General features: G+C 73.3%; 15 protein-coding genes and 1 pseudogene. 12 read left to right on the top strand and 4 right to left on the bottom strand.

Annotated features, from left to right (window positions below):
• The first annotated feature begins 18 nt into the window (after positions 1 to 18).
• Complete coding sequence (locus ACZ7PG_RS35150) at positions 19 to 645, top strand: response regulator (protein WP_470243459.1); 627 nt, start codon at positions 19 to 21, stop codon at positions 643 to 645.
• Here the strand turns inward: ACZ7PG_RS35150 and ACZ7PG_RS35145 are convergent.
• Positions 626 to 4,018, bottom strand: coding sequence for an indolepyruvate ferredoxin oxidoreductase family protein (locus ACZ7PG_RS35145; RefSeq protein ID WP_470243458.1), 3,393 nt, complete (start codon positions 4,016 to 4,018; stop codon positions 626 to 628). The genes ACZ7PG_RS35150 and ACZ7PG_RS35145 overlap by 20 nt on opposite strands.
• A 158-nt stretch (positions 4,019 to 4,176) precedes the next feature.
• On the opposite strand from ACZ7PG_RS35145, the gene ACZ7PG_RS35140 reads away from it, so the two are divergent.
• The 3 genes and pseudogenes from ACZ7PG_RS35140 to ACZ7PG_RS35130 all read left to right on the top strand — a co-directional run.
• Positions 4,177 to 4,623, top strand: coding sequence for an Lrp/AsnC family transcriptional regulator (locus tag ACZ7PG_RS35140; RefSeq protein WP_470243457.1), 447 nt, complete (start codon positions 4,177 to 4,179; stop codon positions 4,621 to 4,623).
• 7 nt (positions 4,624 to 4,630) lie between these two features.
• Complete coding sequence (locus ACZ7PG_RS35135) at positions 4,631 to 5,356, top strand: hypothetical protein (protein WP_470243456.1); 726 nt, start codon at positions 4,631 to 4,633, stop codon at positions 5,354 to 5,356.
• Positions 5,357 to 5,425: 69 nt separating this feature from the next.
• A pseudogene (locus ACZ7PG_RS35130) lies at positions 5,426 to 5,806 on the top strand (helix-turn-helix domain-containing protein); the annotation flags it as partial.
• A gap of 139 nt (positions 5,807 to 5,945) precedes the next feature.
• On the opposite strand, the gene ACZ7PG_RS35125 reads toward ACZ7PG_RS35130, so the two are convergent.
• From ACZ7PG_RS35125 to ACZ7PG_RS35115, 3 genes are all read right to left on the bottom strand, one after another.
• A complete protein-coding gene (locus ACZ7PG_RS35125) occupies positions 5,946 to 6,944 on the bottom strand; it encodes a hypothetical protein (RefSeq protein WP_470243455.1) in 999 nt (332 codons plus the stop codon).
• Between the two features lie 90 nt (positions 6,945 to 7,034).
• The gene (locus ACZ7PG_RS35120; RefSeq protein WP_470243454.1) at positions 7,035 to 8,654 is read right to left on the bottom strand and encodes a thiamine pyrophosphate-binding protein; all 1,620 of its coding nucleotides are present in this window, start codon (positions 8,652 to 8,654) and stop codon (positions 7,035 to 7,037) included.
• Positions 8,651 to 9,424: a cyclase family protein gene (locus ACZ7PG_RS35115; protein WP_470243453.1), complete on the bottom strand. Its 774-nt coding sequence runs from the start codon at positions 9,422 to 9,424 to the stop codon at positions 8,651 to 8,653. Before ACZ7PG_RS35115 ends, ACZ7PG_RS35120 begins: the two co-directional genes overlap by 4 nt.
• Positions 9,425 to 9,557: 133 nt before the next feature.
• Here ACZ7PG_RS35115 and ACZ7PG_RS35110 point away from each other — a divergent pair, with 133 nt between their 5' ends.
• The 8 genes from ACZ7PG_RS35110 (at position 9,558) to ACZ7PG_RS35075 (ending at position 19,522) form a co-directional block, all read left to right on the top strand.
• Positions 9,558 to 9,953 (top strand): GntR family transcriptional regulator, encoded by a 396-nt coding sequence (locus ACZ7PG_RS35110; protein WP_470243452.1) that lies wholly within the window; start codon positions 9,558 to 9,560, stop codon positions 9,951 to 9,953.
• 11 nt (positions 9,954 to 9,964) lie between these two features.
• A complete protein-coding gene (locus ACZ7PG_RS35105) occupies positions 9,965 to 10,858 on the top strand; it encodes an ABC transporter ATP-binding protein (protein ID WP_470243451.1) in 894 nt (297 codons plus the stop codon).
• Complete coding sequence (locus ACZ7PG_RS35100; RefSeq protein ID WP_470243450.1) at positions 10,855 to 11,826, top strand: ABC transporter permease; 972 nt, start codon at positions 10,855 to 10,857, stop codon at positions 11,824 to 11,826. Before ACZ7PG_RS35105 ends, ACZ7PG_RS35100 begins: the two co-directional genes overlap by 4 nt.
• Positions 11,827 to 12,075: 249 nt before the next feature.
• Positions 12,076 to 13,509, top strand: coding sequence for a serine protease family protein (locus tag ACZ7PG_RS35095; RefSeq protein ID WP_470243449.1), 1,434 nt, complete (start codon positions 12,076 to 12,078; stop codon positions 13,507 to 13,509).
• Positions 13,506 to 15,701, top strand: coding sequence for a serine/threonine-protein kinase (locus tag ACZ7PG_RS35090; protein WP_470243448.1), 2,196 nt, complete (start codon positions 13,506 to 13,508; stop codon positions 15,699 to 15,701). Before ACZ7PG_RS35095 ends, ACZ7PG_RS35090 begins: the two co-directional genes overlap by 4 nt.
• 4 nt (positions 15,702 to 15,705) lie before the next feature.
• The gene (locus tag ACZ7PG_RS35085; protein ID WP_470243447.1) at positions 15,706 to 17,127 is read left to right on the top strand and encodes a VWA domain-containing protein; all 1,422 of its coding nucleotides are present in this window, start codon (positions 15,706 to 15,708) and stop codon (positions 17,125 to 17,127) included.
• Positions 17,124 to 18,236, top strand: a complete 1,113-nt coding sequence (locus ACZ7PG_RS35080; RefSeq protein WP_470243446.1) for a hypothetical protein — start codon at positions 17,124 to 17,126, stop codon at positions 18,234 to 18,236. The genes ACZ7PG_RS35085 and ACZ7PG_RS35080 overlap by 4 nt, the downstream gene beginning before the upstream one ends.
• Entirely contained in the window at positions 18,233 to 19,522 is a 1,290-nt protein-coding gene (locus ACZ7PG_RS35075; protein ID WP_470243445.1) for an ABC transporter substrate-binding protein, read from the top strand. The genes ACZ7PG_RS35080 and ACZ7PG_RS35075 overlap by 4 nt, the downstream gene beginning before the upstream one ends.
• The last annotated feature ends 8 nt before the right edge of the window (positions 19,523 to 19,530 follow it).

Below are 19,530 nucleotides of genomic sequence, written 5' to 3'. Positions count from 1 at the left end.
GGCGAGGAGGCAGCCGACGTGCGCATTGTCATTGCGGAAGAAGACGCCCTGTTGCGGGAGGGACTGGTCCTGCTCCTGCGCAGCGAAGGGTTCGACGTCGCCGCCGCCGTCGACCACCCCGGTGACCTGCTGGCCGCCGTCGACGCGGTGGCCCCCGACCTGGCCGTCGTCGACGTCCGGATGCCGCCGACGTTCACCGACGAAGGACTGCGGGCCGCGCTCGAAGCGCGCCGGCTGGCGCCGGGACTGGCGATCCTCGCGCTCTCGGCGTTCATCGAGGACGGCTACGCCGGCGACCTGCTGGCCGCCGGCGGGGGCGGCGCCGGGTACCTGCTCAAGGAGCGCGTCGGGAAGCCGGACGAGTTCCTCGACGCCCTGAAGCGCGTCGCCGCCGGGGGCACGGTGCTGGACCGCGACGTCGTCGCCGTCCAGCTGGCCCGGCCCCGCCCCGGCGACCCGGTCGCGACACTCACCGCGCGTGAACGCGAGGTCGTCGCGCTGCTGGCCGAAGGCCACTCCGTGCCGACGATCGGGCGGCTGCTCGGCATCGGCACCGCCGCGGCCCGGCAGCACGCCGGGGACGTCAGCGCGAAGCTGCGCGTCCCCGACGACGCCCAGGCGATGCTCAGCTATCTACGAGCGTGAGGACCTCGGCCTGCTTCTCCCGGTACCGGGCGACGTTGGCCAGCTTGACGTCCTCGTAGCCGCGGACGAGGTCCGGCAGCTCGGCCAGCTCCAGGACGCGGGCGCGGTCGGCGTCGGTCGCCGTGAAAGCCCGCAGCACGGTGCCGCGGTAGTCCTCGATCAGCTCGCGCTCGACCCGCCGCACCTCGGCGCGGCCGAACGGGTCGAACCGGGTGCCGCGCAGCTTGCGCGACGCGTGCAGGACCCGGAACGCCGGGCGGAACCACGGGCCCAGGCTGATCTTGCGCTTCATGCCGAGCGCCCGGAGCACCGGCGGGTGCAGCCGGTAGGCGAACTTCGTGCCCGCGCCGAACTGCTCCTCGAGATCCGCCGTGAACGCCGGGTCCAGTGACAGCCGCGCGACCTCGTACTCGTCCTTGTAGGCCATCAGCTTGTACAGGTGCTTCGCGACCGCCTCGGTGATCTCCGTCGGCCCGTCCTCCAGCACCCGCACCTGCTCGACGAACTCCGCGTACGCCCGCGCGTACCGCTCGTCCTGGTAGGCGACCAGGTCGGGGACCCGGACGTCGAGCAGCCGCGCCAGCTCGGATCCCGGCTCCGCGTGCACCAGCTTCCGCGCGGCGGGCTGCGTGACCTGGCGCGTCTCCTTGGGGGCGGCCGTGAGCGCGTCCGGGTCGGCGACCAGCTGACGGCCGCGGCGGAAGGCCTGCAGGTTCGCGGCCACCGCGGTGCCGTTCAGCTCGATCGCGCGCTCGATGACGTCGGCGGGCAGGCCGATCGCACCGGTCTGGAAGGCCGCGCCGAGCTGCAGCACGTTCGCGAACTGGTCGTCGTCGAAGAGCTCCTCGGCCAGGCCGCGCGCGTCGAGCGACACCGTGCGCGCCGCGGCGGTGTCGATGGGCGCGAGGACGCTGCGGGGGTCCGGGAACGACACCGTCGTGTCGACGACCATCCGGCCGGTCGGGACTTCGGTGGTCGAGACGACCGCGGTGGTGCGGGCCGCGTCGGCCACGCCGAGGTTCGCCGCGTCCGCCCCGACCAGCGCGTCGCACGCCAGGTAGAGGTCGCACTCGCCGGTGGCGAGCTTCGGGGCCTGCTCGACCGGCTCCGCCGTCACCTTCAGGTCGGACACCACCGCGCCGCCCTTCTGCGCCAGCCCGGTCTGGTCGAGCGTGCGGACGTGCCGCCCGTCGAGCACCGCGGCGGTGGCGAGGATCTGCGTCACGGTGACGACCCCGGTGCCGCCGATCCCGGTGATCCGGACGGTGAAGTCCTTTGCGGACGCGGGGGGAGTGGGCACGGCGTCCGCGGTCAGCTCGCCGAGCTTCCGGCGCTGCTTCTTGCCGGTCGGCACCACGGTGACGAACGACGGGCAGTCCCCGGCCAGGCACGAGTAGTCGACGTTGCACGACGACTGGTGGATCGCGGTCTTGCGGCCGAACTCGGTGGCCACCGGCTGCACCGACAGGCAGTTCGACTTGGTGCCGCAGTCACCGCAGCCCTCGCAGACGCGCTCGTTGATCACGACCCGGGTGGCCGGCGTCTCCTGCTTGCCGCGACGGCGTTTCCGCCGCTTCTCGGCCGCGCACTCCTGCTCGTGGATGAGCACGGTTACGCCCTTGATGGCGGCCAGTTCTTCTTGCGTGGTCAGGAGTTCGGTCCGGTCGCGGACGTCGACGCCGGCCGGGAACCTGCGGCGCCGCAGCTTCCCGGGCGCGTCGCTGGTGATCACGACCCGCTTCGCGCCCTCGACCAGCAGCAGCTCGGCGACCTTCTCCACCGGCAGCCCGCCGACGGCGTCCTGGCCGCCGGTCATCGCCACGGCCGAGTTGTAGAGCAGCTTGTAGGTGATGTTGACGCCCGCGGCGACGGCCGCGCGGACGGCGAGGCTGCCGGAGTGGGTGAACGTGCCGTCGCCGATGTTCTGGACGAAGTGCTCGGCCTCGACGAACGGCGCCATGCCGATCCACTGGGTGCCCTCGCCGCCCATCTGCGTCACGCCGAGGACGGTGCCGACCTGGTCGGGTTCCATGAACAGGGCCATCGTGTGGCAGCCGATGCCGCCGCCGACCAGCGTGCCCTCGGGCACCTTCGTCGACGAGTTGTGCGGGCAGCCCGAGCAGAAGTACGGCGTCCGGGCGAGCAGCGGCACGGAGATGCGCTCGCGGCGGCGGCGCGCCTTGAAGGCGTCCACCGACGCGATGCCCTCCGGCAGCCGCCGGGCCAGGCCGGTCGCGACGGCGTCCGGGTCCAGCTCGCCGAGCTCGGTGAACAGCGTCCGGCCGTCGCGGTCCTTCTTGCCGGTGATCGCGGGCGCGCCGGGGACGCCGTAGAGGACGTCCTTGAGGGCCGTCTCGATGAACGCGCGCTTCTCTTCGACGACGATGATCTCGTCCAGGCCGTCGGCGAACTCGCGGACGATCCCGGGTTCGAGGGGGTGGATCGCGCCGAGCTTGAGCACGCGGATGCCGTGCTGCTTCAGGGCTTCCGCGTCGAGCCCCAGTGCGCGGAACGCCTGCTGGAGGTCCAGGTAGGACTTCCCGGCGGAGACGATGCCGGTCCGGTCGGCCGGTCCCTGTCGAGTGATCCGGTTGACGGCGGCCGCGCGCAGGTAGTCGAGCACGAGCGGCAGCCGGACGGTGAAGAGGCTGCGTTCCAGCTCGGCGAGGCTCGTGCCGAGCAGACGCGATGTCGGGGTGTGGCGGTACGCGCGGTCGATCTCCGGTGCGGTCCACTGTGGACTCACGGTCGCGGTGCCCGAGGCGTCGGCGACGTTCGCGACGATCTTCAGCGACGTCCAGACCCCGGCGGCGCGGGACAGCTCGACCGCGTGCATGCCGAGGTCGAGGACGTCCTGGGAGTCGGCCGGGTAGAGGATCGGGATCGCCAGGTCGGCGAGGGCGAGCTCGGACGCGCACGGGACGGTCGAGGACTTCGCGTTCGGGTCGTCGCCGACCAGCGCGACGGCGCCACCACGCGGGTCGGTGCCGGCCAGGTTGGCGTGCCGGAGGGCGTCGGAAGCGCGGTCGAGGCCGGGCGCCTTGCCATACCAGAACCCGGTGACGCCGCGTCGCCCGCCGGCGCCCGCGACGAGCTGGCTGCCCATGACCGAGGTCGCGGCCAGCTCTTCGTTCAGGCCGGGCCGGTGGACGACGTCGTGCTTCTCCAGCAGCTTCGCGCGGCGGCCGAGCTCGAGGTCGTAGCCGGCCAGCGGCGAGCCCTCGTAGCCCGAGACGAACACGGCGGGGTCGCCGCCGTGGGCGCGGTCGTGGCGGACGCGGTCGAACAGCAGCCGGACCAGGGCCTGGACCCCGGACAGGTGCACGGTCCCGGCTTCCCGCAGGTACCGGTCCTCCAGCGTGAACGTCTCCACGGCGCGGGCCTCCTTCGCGTCGGTTGTGCCTTGCGGCACACTGCGGCGCGGGTCACCCTCACGCAACAGCCGGGGCCGGATCAGGGCGTCACACGCAAAGTTCAGCGTATCCAGTGACGGAGTGGTCCTGTTTTTTGCGTCCGTTTACGCTCGGACACATGACCGACGACCTGCTCGACGCGACCGACCACGAAATCCTCGGTCTGCTGCGCGAAGACGCCCGCCGCACGCTGTCGGACATCGCGGGCCGCGTCACGCTGTCCACGGCCGCGGTCAAGCGCCGCATCGACCGGCTGCGCGAGACCGGCGTGATCACCGGGTTCACCGTCCAGGTCGACCACGCGAAGCTGGGCTGGGGGATCGAGGCGTTCACCGAGCTGCGGTTCGTCGGGAACACGAAGGTCGCCGAGATCCTGCGCACGACCACGCGGATGCCCGAGGCGCAGGCGGTGTTCACGATCGCCGGCGACCCGGACGCGCTGGTGTGGCTGCGGGTGCGCGACATGGCCCACCTGCAGAAGACGATCGACGAGATCCGCCGTCACCACCAGGTGACCGGCACGAAGACCCTGATCGCCCTCGAGTCGTGGTCCCGGGGGCACTGAGGTGCTCGTGACGCTGGCCGAGCGTCCGGACCTGGCTTCGGCTGTGTACGCGATCCCTTATCCACCGGACTCGCCGAAGTTCATGGCGGGGAGTCTCGCGAGCCTGCTGGTCCGCGGCCGCCGGGTGGCGCGGCGGTGGCCGCATCTGGTGGTCGCGCTGCTCGAGGACGATCGGCCGGTCGCGCGGGGGATCATGGTGCCGTTCCGTGGCCGCGGTTCGCTACCCGCTCGTGGGTGGGACGAAGTGGCGGTGTGGGCCGCGGAGGACGCGCTCGACGACGTCACGCCTGACACTGCGTGTGCGCTGGAGATCGCCGTGCACCCATCGCACCAGGGCCGCGGGCACTCCGGCACGGTGCTGGCGGGGATGCGCGCGGCGGCTGCGGGGTTGAAGTCGCTGGTGATCCCGGTCCGGCCGCCGGACAAGGCCGCGGTTCCTTCGGTGCCGATGCGCGAGTACGCCGCCGAGACCCGGGCGGACGGCCTGCCCGCCGACCGCTGGCTGCGCACCCACGTGCGCGCTGGCGGCCGCGTCGAGGCCGTCGCGCCCTGCTCGGCGACGGTCCAGGCACCCCTCGAAGACTGGCGGCGCTGGACCGGGCTGCCGTTCGACCGCGATGGCGAGACGATCGTCCCGGGCGCGCTCGCGCCGGTGTTCGTCTCGACCGCCCAGGACTTCGCGGTCTACGTCGAACCGAACGTCTGGATCTCCCACCGCGTGGACCAGCGCTGACTAGCTGTATTGATCACGGAGGTTGGGTACGGGGGCGACACGTCGGATGATCCTGGTGTGAGGGAAGGCCTCTCCACCGCCGCACGATGGGCCAGCCGCTACCGCAACCACGGCGAAGCAGGAATGACTGACCGGTCTTCACGGCCCTGGACCAGCCCCAACCGGACACCCACCCGAACCGAACGACGCGTGATCAAAGTCCGGCTGACCCGTCGGTGGGGCCCGGCCCGCATCGCCTCCCTGCTCGACCTGAACCCCTCAACAGTGCACCGGGTCCTGACCCGCTACCGGCTGGCCCGCCTCGCCCACCTCGACCGGACCACCAGCAGCCCGGTCCGCCGCTACGAACACCCCGCATCCGGTGACCTGGTCCACGTCGACATCAAGAAGCTCGGCAACATCCCGACGGCGGCGGCCACAAGATCCACGGCCGCACCCTCGGTGGGCGCACCAGCGCCGCCCACCGCAACCCCGACCGGCCCGCAGGATCGGCGGCCACGCGAATCTGGGCCACAGCTACCTGCACAACGCCGTCGACGACCACTCCCGGCCGGCCTACACGCGTCCCCAACCTCACCGGTCAATACACCTAGCCGTGGATCAGCACCCCGGACGTCCGCTCCCGCTCGAAGAAGAACTCCGGCCACTCCAGGCTGTCCGGAGGTGCGTCGATCGCCGTCGCGCGGCGGCGGAGCTCGTTCAGGTAGTCCGTGTCCAGGAGCGTCCGGGCCGACAGTGGCTCGCGTAGCAGGAGGTCGGCCGGGCCCTGGTACAGGTACGCGTCCACGCCGGGGAAGCCCTTCGTGCCCGGTGGGTAGTCGCGGTTCGTCGGGAAGTACGTCGTGTCGAGCGTGCCCAGCCAGGAACCCCTCAGTGGCACCAAAGCCGGCCACGAGCCCAAGCGCTGTTCCAGGCGTGCGTTGTCCGAGGTGAACCCGTAGTGGTCCGCCACGACGTACGCCGCGTCCGGGTACTCGCGCTCCAGCTGGGCGACCGCCGCGCTGCCGCCGTCGTGCTTCAGGTGTCCCAGCCCGAACAACATCAGGGCCTTGCGGTTCTTCTGCAGCACCTGCGTCTTCACCACGGACACGATCGACCCGTCCCGGTCGTGGAACGGCTCGACGTCCGCCGGACTCCGGACGCGGCTCCAGTCGATCGGCGGGTCGCCCGCCAGCACCCGGATCTTCCGCGCCGCCGGCAGTGTCGCGTCGACCTGCCGGACCAGCGCGAAAAGCTGCTCGTAGTACAACGAAAACCCGCAGCTCGGCTGGGTCGTGTCCCGCCAGACGCGGCTGATGTCCGGGACGTCACCGCCGGCGATGTACGCGTCCAGCAGCGGCTGGAGGCGCGAGTTCCCGCACTCCACGACGATGTCGTTCACCTTGCCGGGGAAGCGCGGGTCCCGGACGAGGTCGAAGACGAACGTCCCGGGTTCGGGGCTGGACTTCGCGACGATCGCATGACTGTCGAACGCCGTGAGCACGGCTCCGACGGGATCGGATGGTGGCCGGGGCTGACCCGCGTCGGCGGGTGCGGCCACCAGCGTGGCGGCCGCTAGTACGGCCAGGACGGTCTTGAACAAGCGCATGACGGCTCCCCAGAACGAATACCTGCTGTCCTACGACAGTAAGACAACTCGGCCAGCATCCAGCTCCGCCCGGACGCTGTCAAGGGCGGGTCAGTGCCGGAACGCCTCCGCGAGCCACCACGAGCCGCCGTCGTCGGCGATCTTCGCGTCGATCACCAGCGGCTCGGCACGCGGACCGGCCAGCCACTCGCGCACCGCGAAAAGGTCTTCCGCCGACCGGACCGTCACGCCCGCGCAGCCGAAGCCGCGGCCGATCGCGGCCAGGTCGGAGTCGGGGAACCGGACCGTGGTCATGTCCGCGTCGCCGAAGTGGTGGACCTCCGCGCCGTACGCCGCGTCGTTGTAGACGATCACCACCAGGGGCAGGCCGAGCCGGACTGCGGTGTCCAGTTCGGACAGTGCCATGTGGAACCCGCCGTCGCCGGTGCCCAGCACCGGCAGCCGGTCCGGGCGGGCCAGCGCCGCGCCGATCGCCGTGCCCAGGCCCAGCCCGATGCTCTGGAACGCCTGCGTGAAGCAGAACCCCTGCTCGTCGGGCACCGAAAGGTAGGCGCTCGGGTAGCCCATGAAGTTGCCCGAGTCGATCGAGACGATCCGCTCCGCCGGCAGCAGCTCGTCCAGGAGCCGGCTCAGCGTCCGCGGGTCGATCCGGCCGCCCCGGGACAGGTCCTCGTGCTCGACGTCGTTCCAGCGGCCCGTCGCGATCCGGGCCGCGACCTCCTCGGTCCGGTAGCCCTGCTGCTCCTTCGCCACGGCCAGGACGTCGACGGCGGTGCACGCGACGTCGCCGACGACGCCGAGGTCGATCGGCCGGTGCGCGCCCAGCGCGCTCTGCTCCACGTCGACCTGGACGAGCTTCGCGTGCGGGCTGAGCAGCTTGCCGTGCCGGGTGGTCCACATGTTCAGCGCGCAGCCCCAGCCGACGACGAGGTCGGCGCCGACGATCAGCTCGGCGGCCTGCGGGGACGCGAACCCGCCCGAGATGCCGAGCGCGAACTCCTCGCCGTGGAAGAGCCCGTGCGCGACGGCCGACGTCGCCAGCAGCGCGCCGGACCGGGAAGCCAGCTCCCGCAACGGTTCCCGGCTGCCGCGGGCGCCGCGGCCGGCGATGAACACCGGCCGCTCGGCCGCCGCGAGGAGGTCCGCGAACGCGGCCACCGCCGAAGCGTCCGGGCGCACCGAAGCGGGACCGGCGATGGCCGGCGGCGAGGACGCTGACGACGCGGGCTGAGCTTGCACGTCCAGGGGCAGGTTCAGCACGACCGTCCGGCGCTGCTGCCGCGCGGTCCGGAAGGCCCGGACGGTGTCGGCGACCGCGGTCGCGGCCGAGTGCACGCGCTCCGGCACCGCGCCGACCGCCGTGGCCAGCGCGTCCTGGTCGACGCGGAAGTTCGACAGCACCGACGCGCCCGCGGAGTCGGCGGTGAGCACGAGCATCGGCGTCCGGCTCTTGGCCGCCTCGGTGATGCCGGTCATCGCGTTGGTCAGCCCGCAGCCCTGGTGCAGCGACAGCACCGAGACCTTCCCGCTCATCCGCGCGTAGGCGTCGGCCATGCTCGCCGCGCCGCCCTCGTGGCGGGCGGCGACGAACCGGACGCCGCCCGCGCGCAGCGCGTTCGTCACCTCGAAGTTGCCGCTGCCCACCACCCCGAAGGCCGTGCCGGCGCCGAGGCCGGCCAGCGTGCGGCCGACCAGTTCGGCGACGTTCACCGCTCCACCAGTGCCAGCACGCGCGCCGGACTGCCGGACCCGCCGACGATCGGCAGCGGCGAGACCACCAGCAGCGTCCCGGTCGGCGGCAGCGCGGCCAGGTTCTGCAGCTGCGTCAGGCCGTGCTTCCCGGCGCCCAGCAGGAGTTCGTGGCACGGGAACATCGGGTCGAAGCCGGGTGCCTGGCCCGCGTCGGTGCCGACGGTCTCGACGCCGAGCCCGGTGATCGCGGTTTCCTCGGCGAGCCACCGCGCGCACTCGGGGGAGACACCGGGGGCGTGCGACCCGGTCTCGTCGGCGTTGAGGAACCGCTCCTGGTCGTCGCTGCGCGCGTCCCAGCCGGTGCGGTAGAGCAGCCAGCCGCCGTCGGGCAGCGGGCCGTGCTCGGCGGTCCAGGCGCGGACGTCGTCGATCGAGAGCAGGAAGTCCGGGTCCTCCGAAGCGCGCGCCGAGAAGTCCAGCACGACCGCGGGCGCGACCAGGGTCTTCAGCGGCACCTGCGAGACGTCGTGACCATCCTTTCCGGACACCCAGTGCACCGGCGCGTCGAGGTGGGTGCCGGTGTGCTCGCCGGTGTGGATGTCGTTCCAGTACCACCGCGGGCCGCGCTCGTCGTAGCGGCTGATCTCCTCCAGCCGGAAGGGGATGGTGTTGGCGAACGGTTCGGGCAGCCGCAGGATCGGCGTGCTCGCGCTCAGCGGAGCGGTGAGGTCGACGATCTCGATCGTCCCCTCGGTGATCGCCTTGCTCAGCCCGTCCAACAACGACATGCCTGCCTCCCGGTGCCGGTGTGCGTCCCGACCGAGACCCTATGCCCGGCGGCCGCTCCTCGACAGCGCTCCCTTGACAGCACCGTGTCCGCGGGTGTTGTCTTAATGTCGTAAGACAATAGGAAGGTGTCGGGTGATCGAGTTCGTCCTCGACGGCCGCTCGCGGGTCGCCACGTACATGCAGCTCGTCGTCCAGGTGAAGCAGTCGCTGCGGGTCGGCCTGCTGCGTCCCGGCGACCAGCTGCCGAAGGTGCGCGACGTGGCCGAAGCGCTGGCCATCAACCCGAACACCGTGCTCAAGGCCTACCGCGAGCTGGTCCTGGAGGGGCTCGCGGAAGGCCGGCCGGGGGTGGGCACGTTCGTCACCGGCAGCCTCGCCGGGCCGTCGCTGGGCAGCCAGGGGCGGCTGCGCGACGAGCTGGTGGCCTGGCTGGAGCGGGCCGAAGCCGCGGGGATGACGGCGGACGACATCGCCGCACTGATCGAGACCACGTTGCGCGGTGCCGCGGTGCCGCACGACCTGTCGTAGGGAGTTCCGTGATGGAGCTGGCGGTTCAGGCCCAGGGGCTGGGCAAGCGGTACGGGCGGGCCTGGGCGTTGCGGGACTGCGCGCTGGAGGTGCCCGCCGGGCGGATCGCCGCGCTGGTGGGCCCGAACGGCGCGGGCAAGACGACGCTGCTGCACCTGGCCGTCGGGCTGCTGCGGCCCGACGCGGGGGAGGTGCGGGTGTTCGGGCGCGATCCGCGGGCCGGCACCTCGGTGCTCGCCGACATCGGGTTCGTCGCGCAGGACACCCCGGTGTACCGGGACTTCACCGCGGCAGAGCTGATCACCATGGGCGGCAAGCTGAACCGCCGCCGCTGGGACGCCGCGCTGGCCCGCGAACGGCTCGCCGCGCTCGGCATCCCGCCGGACCGGCCGGCCGGCAAGCTCTCCGGCGGGCAGCGGGCGCAGGTCGCGCTGGCGCTGGCGCTGGCCAAGCGCCCGCGGCTGCTGCTGCTCGACGAGCCGATCGCGAGCCTGGACCCGCTGGCGCGCCGCGAGTTCATGCAGGCGCTGATGGGCGCGGTGGCCGAGAGCGAGACGACCGTGCTGCTGTCCTCGCACCTGCTCGCCGACCTCGAACGCAGCTGTGACTACCTCGTGGTCCTGCAGCGGTCCCGGATCCAGCTGGCCGGGCCGGTCGACGAGCTCCTCGAAACGCACCGCACGCTCGTCGGCCCGCGGGCGGGCAGCGAGGCTGTCGCGGGCGTCGCGAAGGTGGTCCGCGCCAGCCACACCGAACGCCAGTCGACGCTGCTGGTCCAGCGCGGCGACGGCCCGATCGATCCACTGTGGACGGAGCACGGCGTGACGCTGGAAGACCTGGTGCTGGCGCACCTCGCCGAGGCCGAAGGCCGCGTGACGGCCGAAGCGTGGGGGGTGCCGGCATGATCTGGCTGACCTGGCGCCAGCACCGCAGGCAGGCGTTGTTCACGCTCGTGGCCCTGGGCGTGCTCGCCGCGATCATGGTGCCCACGGGCCTGACGATGCACGCGAAGTACGACAGCCTCGGCCTGGCCGCCTGCCGGGCCGCGCTCGGCGGCGCGTCGATGATCACGCAGACCGAGTCGGCGTCGCACTGCGCGAGCCTGGCGCACCAGTTCGAGCAGCAGTTCGGCGGCATGGTGTTCGTCGCGGTCCTGTTCGTCGTCCTGCCGGTGCTGGTCGGCGTGTTCTTCGGGGCACCGCTGATCTCCCGCGAGGTCGAGCAGGGTACCCACCGTCTGGTGTGGACCCAGGGCGTGAGCCGCCTGCACTGGGTGCTGGTGAAGTTCGGCCTGGTCGGCGGGATCACCGCGGTGCTGGCGGTCGGGTACGCGCTGGGCGTGTCGTGGTGGTTCCGGCCGCTGGTCTCGGCGAGCACCGGCCGGCTGGGGTACATCTCGTTCGACGTCCAGGGGGTCGTGCCGATCGCGTACACGCTGTTCGCGCTGGCACTGGGCGTCTTCGCGGGGGCGTTCTGGCACCGGGTCCTGCCCGCCATGGGGATCGCGCTGGTCGGCTTCACGGTGGTCCGCGTCGCGATCGAGGTCCTGGCCCGGCCGCGGTACCTGCCGGCGCAGACCCTCACGTTCTCCCCGGACGGCAACCAGACTCCCAACCTGGCATCGGGGGACTGGGTGCTCTCGCAGGGCGTCCGCAACGCGGCGGGGGAAATGGTGTCGCCGGGCGCCGAGCTCGGCCCCTGCGGGCCCGGTGGCTGCGGCGGCAACGAGGCCGGTCCCGGTGCCTACAACTGGCTGCAGTACCAGCCGGGCGACCGGTTCTGGGCGTTCCAGGGCATCGAGGCGGGACTCTTCGTCCTGCTGGCGGCGGCGCTGGTGTACTTCGCGCTGCGCCGGGTGCGCACGATCGCCTGAGCGAAGGGGCCGTTTTCCACCGGGCACCCCGCCGGGTGGTGAGTTGCTCACGGTGACCCGGCGCTCTGCGGCCGATCGGGTGGTCTGCCGGGGAAAGCGGGCGAACCGGCCCCGGAGTGCCGGTGGGCCGCCGTAAGGTCGCTCCCGGTGAGGGAGCACAACGGAGACTTTTCCGCTGGGCGCGCGGGGGATTCGGAACCGTGGCGGGTGTGCTTGCTGGACTCGTCGGGCCGGGCACTGGGTGCCGGCATGCTGCTGGGCGAATCCACGGTCCTGACCTGTGCGCACGTCGTGCAGGCCGCCGGGGAGGAAGCGCTTTCGCCGGCCGGGCAGCTCGTGGTCCGCTTCGTCGGCCTGCCGGGCACACCGGAGGCGTACGCCGGCGTCCGGCCGGGGTGCTGGGTGCCGCCGCTGGCCGACGGCCGCGGCGACATCGCCCTGCTGGAGCTGACCGAAGCCTTTCCCGGCGTGCCGGGCGCGCCGCTGGTGCGCCTCGGCGCCGTCCGCGACCGGGTGGTCCACACCTACGGTTTCCCGCCGCCGCACCAGCACGGCGTGTGGGTGAACGACGCCGAGCTGGCCGGCCCGGCCGGGGCCGGCAGCGAGTGGATCCAGCTGAACTCGAAACCGCCGGGCGAACGGGTCCGCCGCGGGTTCAGCGGCGCCGGCGTGATCGACAAGGCCACCGACGCGGTGCTCGGCATGGTGGTCACCGAATACACCGACGAACGGCTCGGGCTCGCCTACCTCATCCCGGTCGAGACGATCGTCCGGCACGTCCCGGAGGTCGCCCGGTGGGTGGGCGAGCCGCCGCGGCCGCCGTCCGGCCCGCTGGTCGTCGTCATCGGCGACCGCGACTCGGCGGTGGTCCGGGACTTCCTGACCCAGGTCCGGCGCGAGCGGCGCGGGGCCCGGCCGGGCCGCGGCGAGCGGCTCGCCGCGATCGTCGACGCCACCGGCAAGACCGCCGACGAGGTGGCCGAGAACGTCAGCGCCGGCATCAGCACCGAGGAGGTCACGACGGTGCTCGCGACCCACCCGGAGGACGTCGCCGTGGCGGTGGCCGGGGTCGACGCCGCCCGCGTGCCTGAGGACGTGCTCACCGGTGCGGTGAAACCGTTGATGGACAAGGGAGCCACCGTGCTCGTCCAGTTCAGCGGGCCGGACTCGCCCGGCGTGCGCCTGGCCCGCCGCTGGGAGAGCGAGCGGAACGCGCGGCGGCTGGACCGGCTGGCGCTGCTGGTCGAGATGGTGGAGCACGAACAGGAGCGGACGCGGGAGCGCGCCGCCCAGGTCGGCACGCCCGCCCCGGTGCCCGCTCCCGCCGCGGACCTGCGCCTGCGGCTGGCCGCGCTGCGGTCGGCGGGCGAGCGCATCGACCCCGGCCGCGTCCGCCGCGCGCTGACGGTGACCGAGCGCGACGCCGAGGCGGCCCGCCGGGAGCTCGTCCGGCTGCACGCCGGCCTCGACGCGCACGCCGCCCGCCACGCCGAGCTGCACGGACGGCTGCGCGGCTACAACGCGAAGGCGACCGACGCGGGCTTGATGGAGGACGAGGAGCTGGCCGGGCTGTACCGCCCGGCGATGGCGGCGCTCACCGCGGTCCCCGGTGATCTCGTCGCCGCGGCGGAGCTGGTCGAGAGCTACGTGCGCGCGGTGCGGCACCGGCTGGCCGGCGCATGACCGCCGAGCCGGTGTGGTGTCACGGGCAGCCCGTCGGGCCGACGGGGTTCTGCGAAGTGTGCGGCCATCGCCGGGTGCCGGTCGAGACCCCCACCGTCGCGCTGAGCACGCCCGCTCCGGAGAGCACCCGGCGCAGTGTCGAGCTCTGGGGCGGGGAGGCCGACTTCCACTCGCTGCCCGCGATCGAGGTGCCGGATCCCGAGAAGCTCGTCCTCGCCGACCCGGACTACCCCGAGCAGCACCGGTTCTGCGGCCGCTGCGGCGAACCCGTCGGCCGCGCCTACGCCGGCGAACCCGGGTTCGCCGAAGGGTTCTGCGAGGGCGAGAGCTGCGGCGAGCCGTTTTCCTTCCTGCCCAAGCTTTCCCGCGAAGAGCGCGTCGGCGACCGTTACGAGGTCCTCGGCTGCTTCGCCCGCGGCGGGCTCGGCTGGGTGTACCTGGCCGCTGACACCGCGCTCGCCGGGCAGCTCGTCGTGCTCAAGGGCGTGATCAACAGCGAGAGCGCGGTGCTGCGCGCGCTCGCGCGGGTCGAGCGGGACGTGCTCATCGGGCTCGACCACCCGAACATCGTGCGGATCAGCGACTTCGTCGAGCACACCCCGCCGGCCGGCGGCGAGCCGGACACCTACCTGGTGATGGAGTACGTCGGCGGCCGGTCGTTGCGCGACCTCCTCGTCAAGGGCCCGCCGCCGCGCGTCGAGCACGTCATCGTCTACGGCCGGGCCATCCTCGGCGCGCTCGACTACCTGCACGGCGAAGGCCTGCTGTACTGCGACATGAAGCCGGAGAACGTGATCCACGGCGACAAGCGCGTCAAGGTCATCGACCTCGGCGCGGCCCGCGCGATCGACGACGCCGCCGGCCCGAGCGTCGGGACCGAAGGGTTCCAGGCGCCGGCGCACGAACTCGCGCGTCACGGCCTGACCGTCCGCTCGGACCTGCACACCGTGGGCAAGACGCTGCAGGTGCTGCTGGACGCCGCGGGCGAGGCCGGCGACCCGGACCGCGTCGCCGGCGGCGTCGACTCCCTGCGCCTGGTCCTCGAGCGCGCGGTCGCGCCGTTCGAGCGGCGGTTCGCCACCGCGTCCGAGATGGCCGAGCAGCTCGACGGCGTGCGCCGGGAAATCCTTTCGCTGCGCGACGAACGGCCGCGCCCGGTTCCGTCGGCGCTGTTCGAGGACACCGCGGAACTGCTCGACGACGGCCTCGGCGTGGTGCCCGGCCTCGACCGCTGGGTCACCGCGGCGCCCCACGGCGAAGAGCGGGACTTCGGGCTGCCGCGCGCCGCCGACGGGGCCGGCCGGCTGCCGCTCCCGCGGGTCGCGCCGGACGACCCGGCGGTGGAGTTCATCGCCGCCGCGGGCGCGCCCGGACCGCGCCGCTGGCTGGACAAGCTCGCCCTGTTCGGCGAACGCTCGGTCGAGATCGAGCTCGCCCGGACGCGGGCGCTCGTCGCGATGGGCGACTCCGACCACGCGGCCATGAGCCTGTCGGCGGCCGAGGAGCTGCTCGGCGCCGAGGCCGCGCGCGACTGGCGGGCGGCCTGGCACCACGGGCTGCTGGCGCTCGTCCGCGGCGACGCCGAGCCGGCCGCGGCCGCGTTCGACCGGGTGCACCGCGCGTGGCCGGGCGAGCTCGCCCCGCAGCTCGCCCTCGGCTTCTGCGCGGAGCTGCGCGGGGACACGCGGCAGGCCGAGCGCCGCTACCGCTCGGTGTGGCACCGCGACCACGGCCAGGTCAGCGCCGCCTTCGGGCTGGCCCGCTGCCGGCTGCGGGAGCGGGGCCGCGACGGCGCGGTCACGCTGCTGGACGCCGTCCCGCCGATCTCCCGCCACTACGACGCCGCCCGGATCGCCGCTGTGCGGATCCGGGTGGCCCGCCTGCCGGACGGGGCGCCGGGCCGGGCCGACCTCGCCGACGCGGCGCGCCGGCTGCCCGAGCTCTACCTCGACGGCGAGTCCCAGGACCGGCTGGAGACGCTCGTCCGCGAAGCCGCGCTGGACTCGCTCGACGGCGGCGGCGAACCGGGCTGGGACGGTGGAGCCCTGCTCGGCGAGCGCGTCACCGACCGCGGGCTGCGCACGCTGCTGGAGCAGTCCCTGCGCCGGCTCGCCGAGCGGGCCCGCGACCGCAACGAGCACGGCGTGCTCGTCGACCTCGCCAACTCCGTCCGGCCGAAGACGAGAAGGTGATCGGATGCCCGAGACCCCGTCGTTCGCACTCCAGCTGAGCCAGAACAAGTACCTGGCGCCGTCGGACGAGCGGATGGACGCCGTCCTCACCGTGCGGGTGGGCGACGCCGGGGTGGCGGCGGAAGCCGTACCGCGGACCGCCGTCCTGCTGCTGGTCGACTGTTCCAGCTCGATGGACTGGCCGCCCACGAAGATCGAGGCGGCGCGGCACGCCTGCCGGGTCGCCATCGGTTCCCTGCGCGACGGCGTGCTGTTCGGGGTGGTGGAGTGCACCGCGCACGCCGAGCTGGTCTACCCCGCGACACCGGAGCTGGCCGTGGCCGGCGAGGGGACCCGGCACCAGGCGAAGACGGCGGTCTCCGGGCTCATCGCCGGCGGTGGCACCGCGATGAGCCGATGGCTGTACCTGGCCCGCGAGCTGTTCGAGCGGAACCCGGTGGCCATCAAGCAGGCCGTGCTGCTCACCGACGGCAAGAACGAGTCCGACCGCACGGGCGCGCTGGAGGCCGCCCTCGACCGCTGCCGGGGCGAGTTCGCTTGCGACGCGCGGGGAATCGGCGACGACTGGGAGCCGCGGGACCTGCAGCGCATCGCGTCCGTGCTGCGCGGCAGCGCCGACGCGGTGCTGGAGGACGCCGAGCTGGCCGCGGACTTCCGGCGGCTGGTCGAGCAGGCGATGGGCCGGACGGTGCCCGACCTCCGACTGCGCTTGACCACGATGCCCTACAGCCGGCTGCGGTTCGTCAAGCAGGTCTTTCCGACCGAGGTGGACCTCACCGCCCAGTGCCGGGCCGACGGCCGCGCGCTCGAACTGCCCACCGGCGCGTGGGGCGACGAGCAGCGCGAGTACCACCTCTGCCTCGACGTCGACGCGGCGGAGCTGACCCGGCACGAAGACCGGCTGCTGGGCACGGTCACCCTGCTCGAGGGCGCGGAAGCCGTGGTGAGCGACCAGCTCCCGGTCGTCGGCTACCTGACCGACGACCTGGCGCTGTCGAGCGTGCCGGACGAGAACGTCGCCCGCGTCACCGGGCAGGCCGAGCTGGGCCGGGCGGTCCGCGCGGGCTGGGACGCCTTCGAGCGCGAGGACCGGGCGGAGGCGGCGCGCGAGTGGAGCACGGCGTACCGGCTCGCCACCGACCTCGGCAACGCGGAGATCCTCAAGCGCCTGGGCCGCCTGATCGACGTCCGAGACGACGGCACCGTGGCGATCAAGGACGGCGTCCGGCCGCGCGACGGGTTCTCGCTCGTCCTCGGGTCGACCATTTCCACCTACACCGCCGAACCCGTCGCCGCGGCGGCCCGGCCCGAAGAGGGCGGTGCGCCGCGTGAGTGTGTCCACTGTGGACACAAGGCGCGGCCGTCGGCCAAGCGCTGCGGGAAGTGCGGGAAGCCGTTCGAGAACCCGGCGGGAGTGCCTTCGTGAGCGCGACGAGCACCACGCGCAAGACCCTGTGGTGGCTGCGGTTCGGGCTGGTGGCCGGCAGTGCCCTGGTGCTGGTGACCGCGCTGGCGACGTTCCTCGGGGTGCGGGCCAGCATCGCCGAGGTGCGCGAGCGGACCGCGCCCGCGGTGCTCGAGGTGTCGCTGGCCAAGGAGGCGCTCGTGGCCGCCCACCGTGCCGCGGTGGGTGCCTTCGAGCACGGCCAGGTGCGCCTGACCGGACCCAGCGAGCAGTACGAGGACGAGATCGCGCTGGTCAGCCAGCAGCTCGCCCAGGTCGCCGAGCACAACGCGGCCGGCGACGAGGGCAGCCAGACGCTCCGGCTCATCGAAGGGCTGCTGCCCGCGTACAACGGCTTCATCGGGCAGGCCGACGCCCACTTCCGCCAGAACGCCGACGACCCGCTCGCCGCGAGCAACCTGCAGTCGGCGTCCGACCTGCTGACCGCGAAGGAGAACGGAATCCTCGCGCGGCTCGACGCACTGGCCGCCGCCCAGCGGGGCGCGCTGGGCGGGCAGCTCGGCACCGACTGGCTGGACCCCGCGATCACGTGGCTGTGGGCGCTGCCGCTGCTGCTCCTGCTCGCCCTGCTGGTGTGGACCCAGCGGTTCCTCGCCCGCCGCTTCCGGCGGACGGTGAACTCGGCGCTGTTCGCCGCGACGGCGGGACTGGTGCTGCTGGGCGTGGGAACGGCGCTGCTGCTCGGGGTCCAGTCCGACGCGCGGGACAGCGGTGCCGCGCTGGCGCACACCGTGGACGCGCGCTCCGCCGCGACGACGGCCACCGCGAGCGGCGCCCAGTGGACGCTCGGCCGGGTACTGCTCGCTTCCTGTGCCAACCGGGGACCGGACGCCTGCGGTGTCACGGTGGCCGCGTTCGTCGCGGCGGCCTCGCCGCCGGCCGTCCCGCCCGCGGCCCCGGCCGGCGTCGACGAGGCGGCGCTGTTGGGGCCTGGGCTCACGGAACCGGGCTGGAGCGGGCTGCTCGGCTACGGGATTCCCGTGCTGGCCGCGGGAATCGGGGTGCTCGCCGCGGGCGGCCTGCAACCGCGGCTGGACGAATACCGGTTCCGGGGAGCGAGAAGCCGATGACGAGACGCTTCACCGTCGCCTTGCTGGCCGTCGTCCTGGCGGCGGTGGTGCCCGGCTGCTCGGCCGGGTCCGGTGCGGAGGTCGTGACCGTGCTCGGCTCGTGGACCGGCGACGAGCAGGCCGCGTTCCAGCGCGTGCTCGACGGCTTCACCCGGGAGACCGGGATCCCGACGCGGTACCAGGGCACGCGCGCGCAGAACCAGGTGCTGCGCGGCGACCTGCAGCAGGGCACCCCGCCCCACGTGGCGGTGCTGTCCAACCCGGCCGAGCTCGCCGGGTACGTGAACTCGGGCGACCTGAAGCCGCTCGACGCCGTCCTCGGCGCGGAAGCGGCGCAGACGTACAGCCCGCAGTGGCTGAAGCTGCAGCAGCTCGGCCGCGGCGCGATGTACGCGGTCGCGGTCAAGGCCGACCTGAAGAGCATCGTCTGGTACTCGCCGAAGACGTTCGCCGGGCCGGAACCGGCGACGTGGGACCAGCTCCTGACGGCGTCGCGGCAGCTCACCGCGGGCGGGCAACGGCCGTGGTGCCTCGGCATGGGCGCTCCGCCGAACTCCGGGTTCCCTGGCACCGACTGGATCGAGGACATCCTGCTGCACCGCGCCGGCCCGGAGGTCTACAGCGCCTGGGCGGCGGGCACCCTGCCGTGGACGGACCCGGCGGTCCGCGCGGCGTGGCAGAGCTGGGGCGACCTGGTCCTGGCGCCGGGCGCGGTCCGCGGCGGCAGCTCGGCGGCGCTGCTGACGTCGTTCGCCGACGCCGGCAAGGCGATGTTCGCCGACCCGCCGGGGTGCGCGTGGGAGCACCTCGGCTCGTTCGCGATCGGCGGGTACACGGCGCTGCCGGGGCCGCCCGTGCCCGATCGCGACTTCCGGTTCTTCCCGTTCCCGGGCGCGGGAGCGGGCGGCCCGTCCGAGGTCTCGGCCGACCTGGCCGGGCTGTTCCACGACACCCCGGCGGCGCGCAAGCTGATGGTGTACCTGGCCGGCGAAGCGGGCCAGCGGATCTGGCCGTCGGGCGGGACGACGTTCTCGGTGCACCAGCGGCTCGTGGACCAGGACGTCTACCGCAGCGACGTGACCAAACGGATCGCGACGACCCTCGCGCGCGGAACCGACCTGTGCTTCGACGCGTCGGACCTGATGCCGTCGGCGATGAGCAGCGCGTTCTACCAGGCGGTGCTGGAATACTTGGCTCACCCCGACCGGCTGGGCACGCTGCTCGACGAGCTCGAGCGGGTGCGGCTCGGCATCGGCCGGGAGCAGTGGCTGGACCTGCCTTGTTGATTTTCGTG

Source organism: Amycolatopsis sp. NPDC114504, assembly GCF_055633595.1.
Note: the sequence above shows the minus strand (reverse complement) of the source record. Positions and strands in the feature narration are given on the sequence as shown.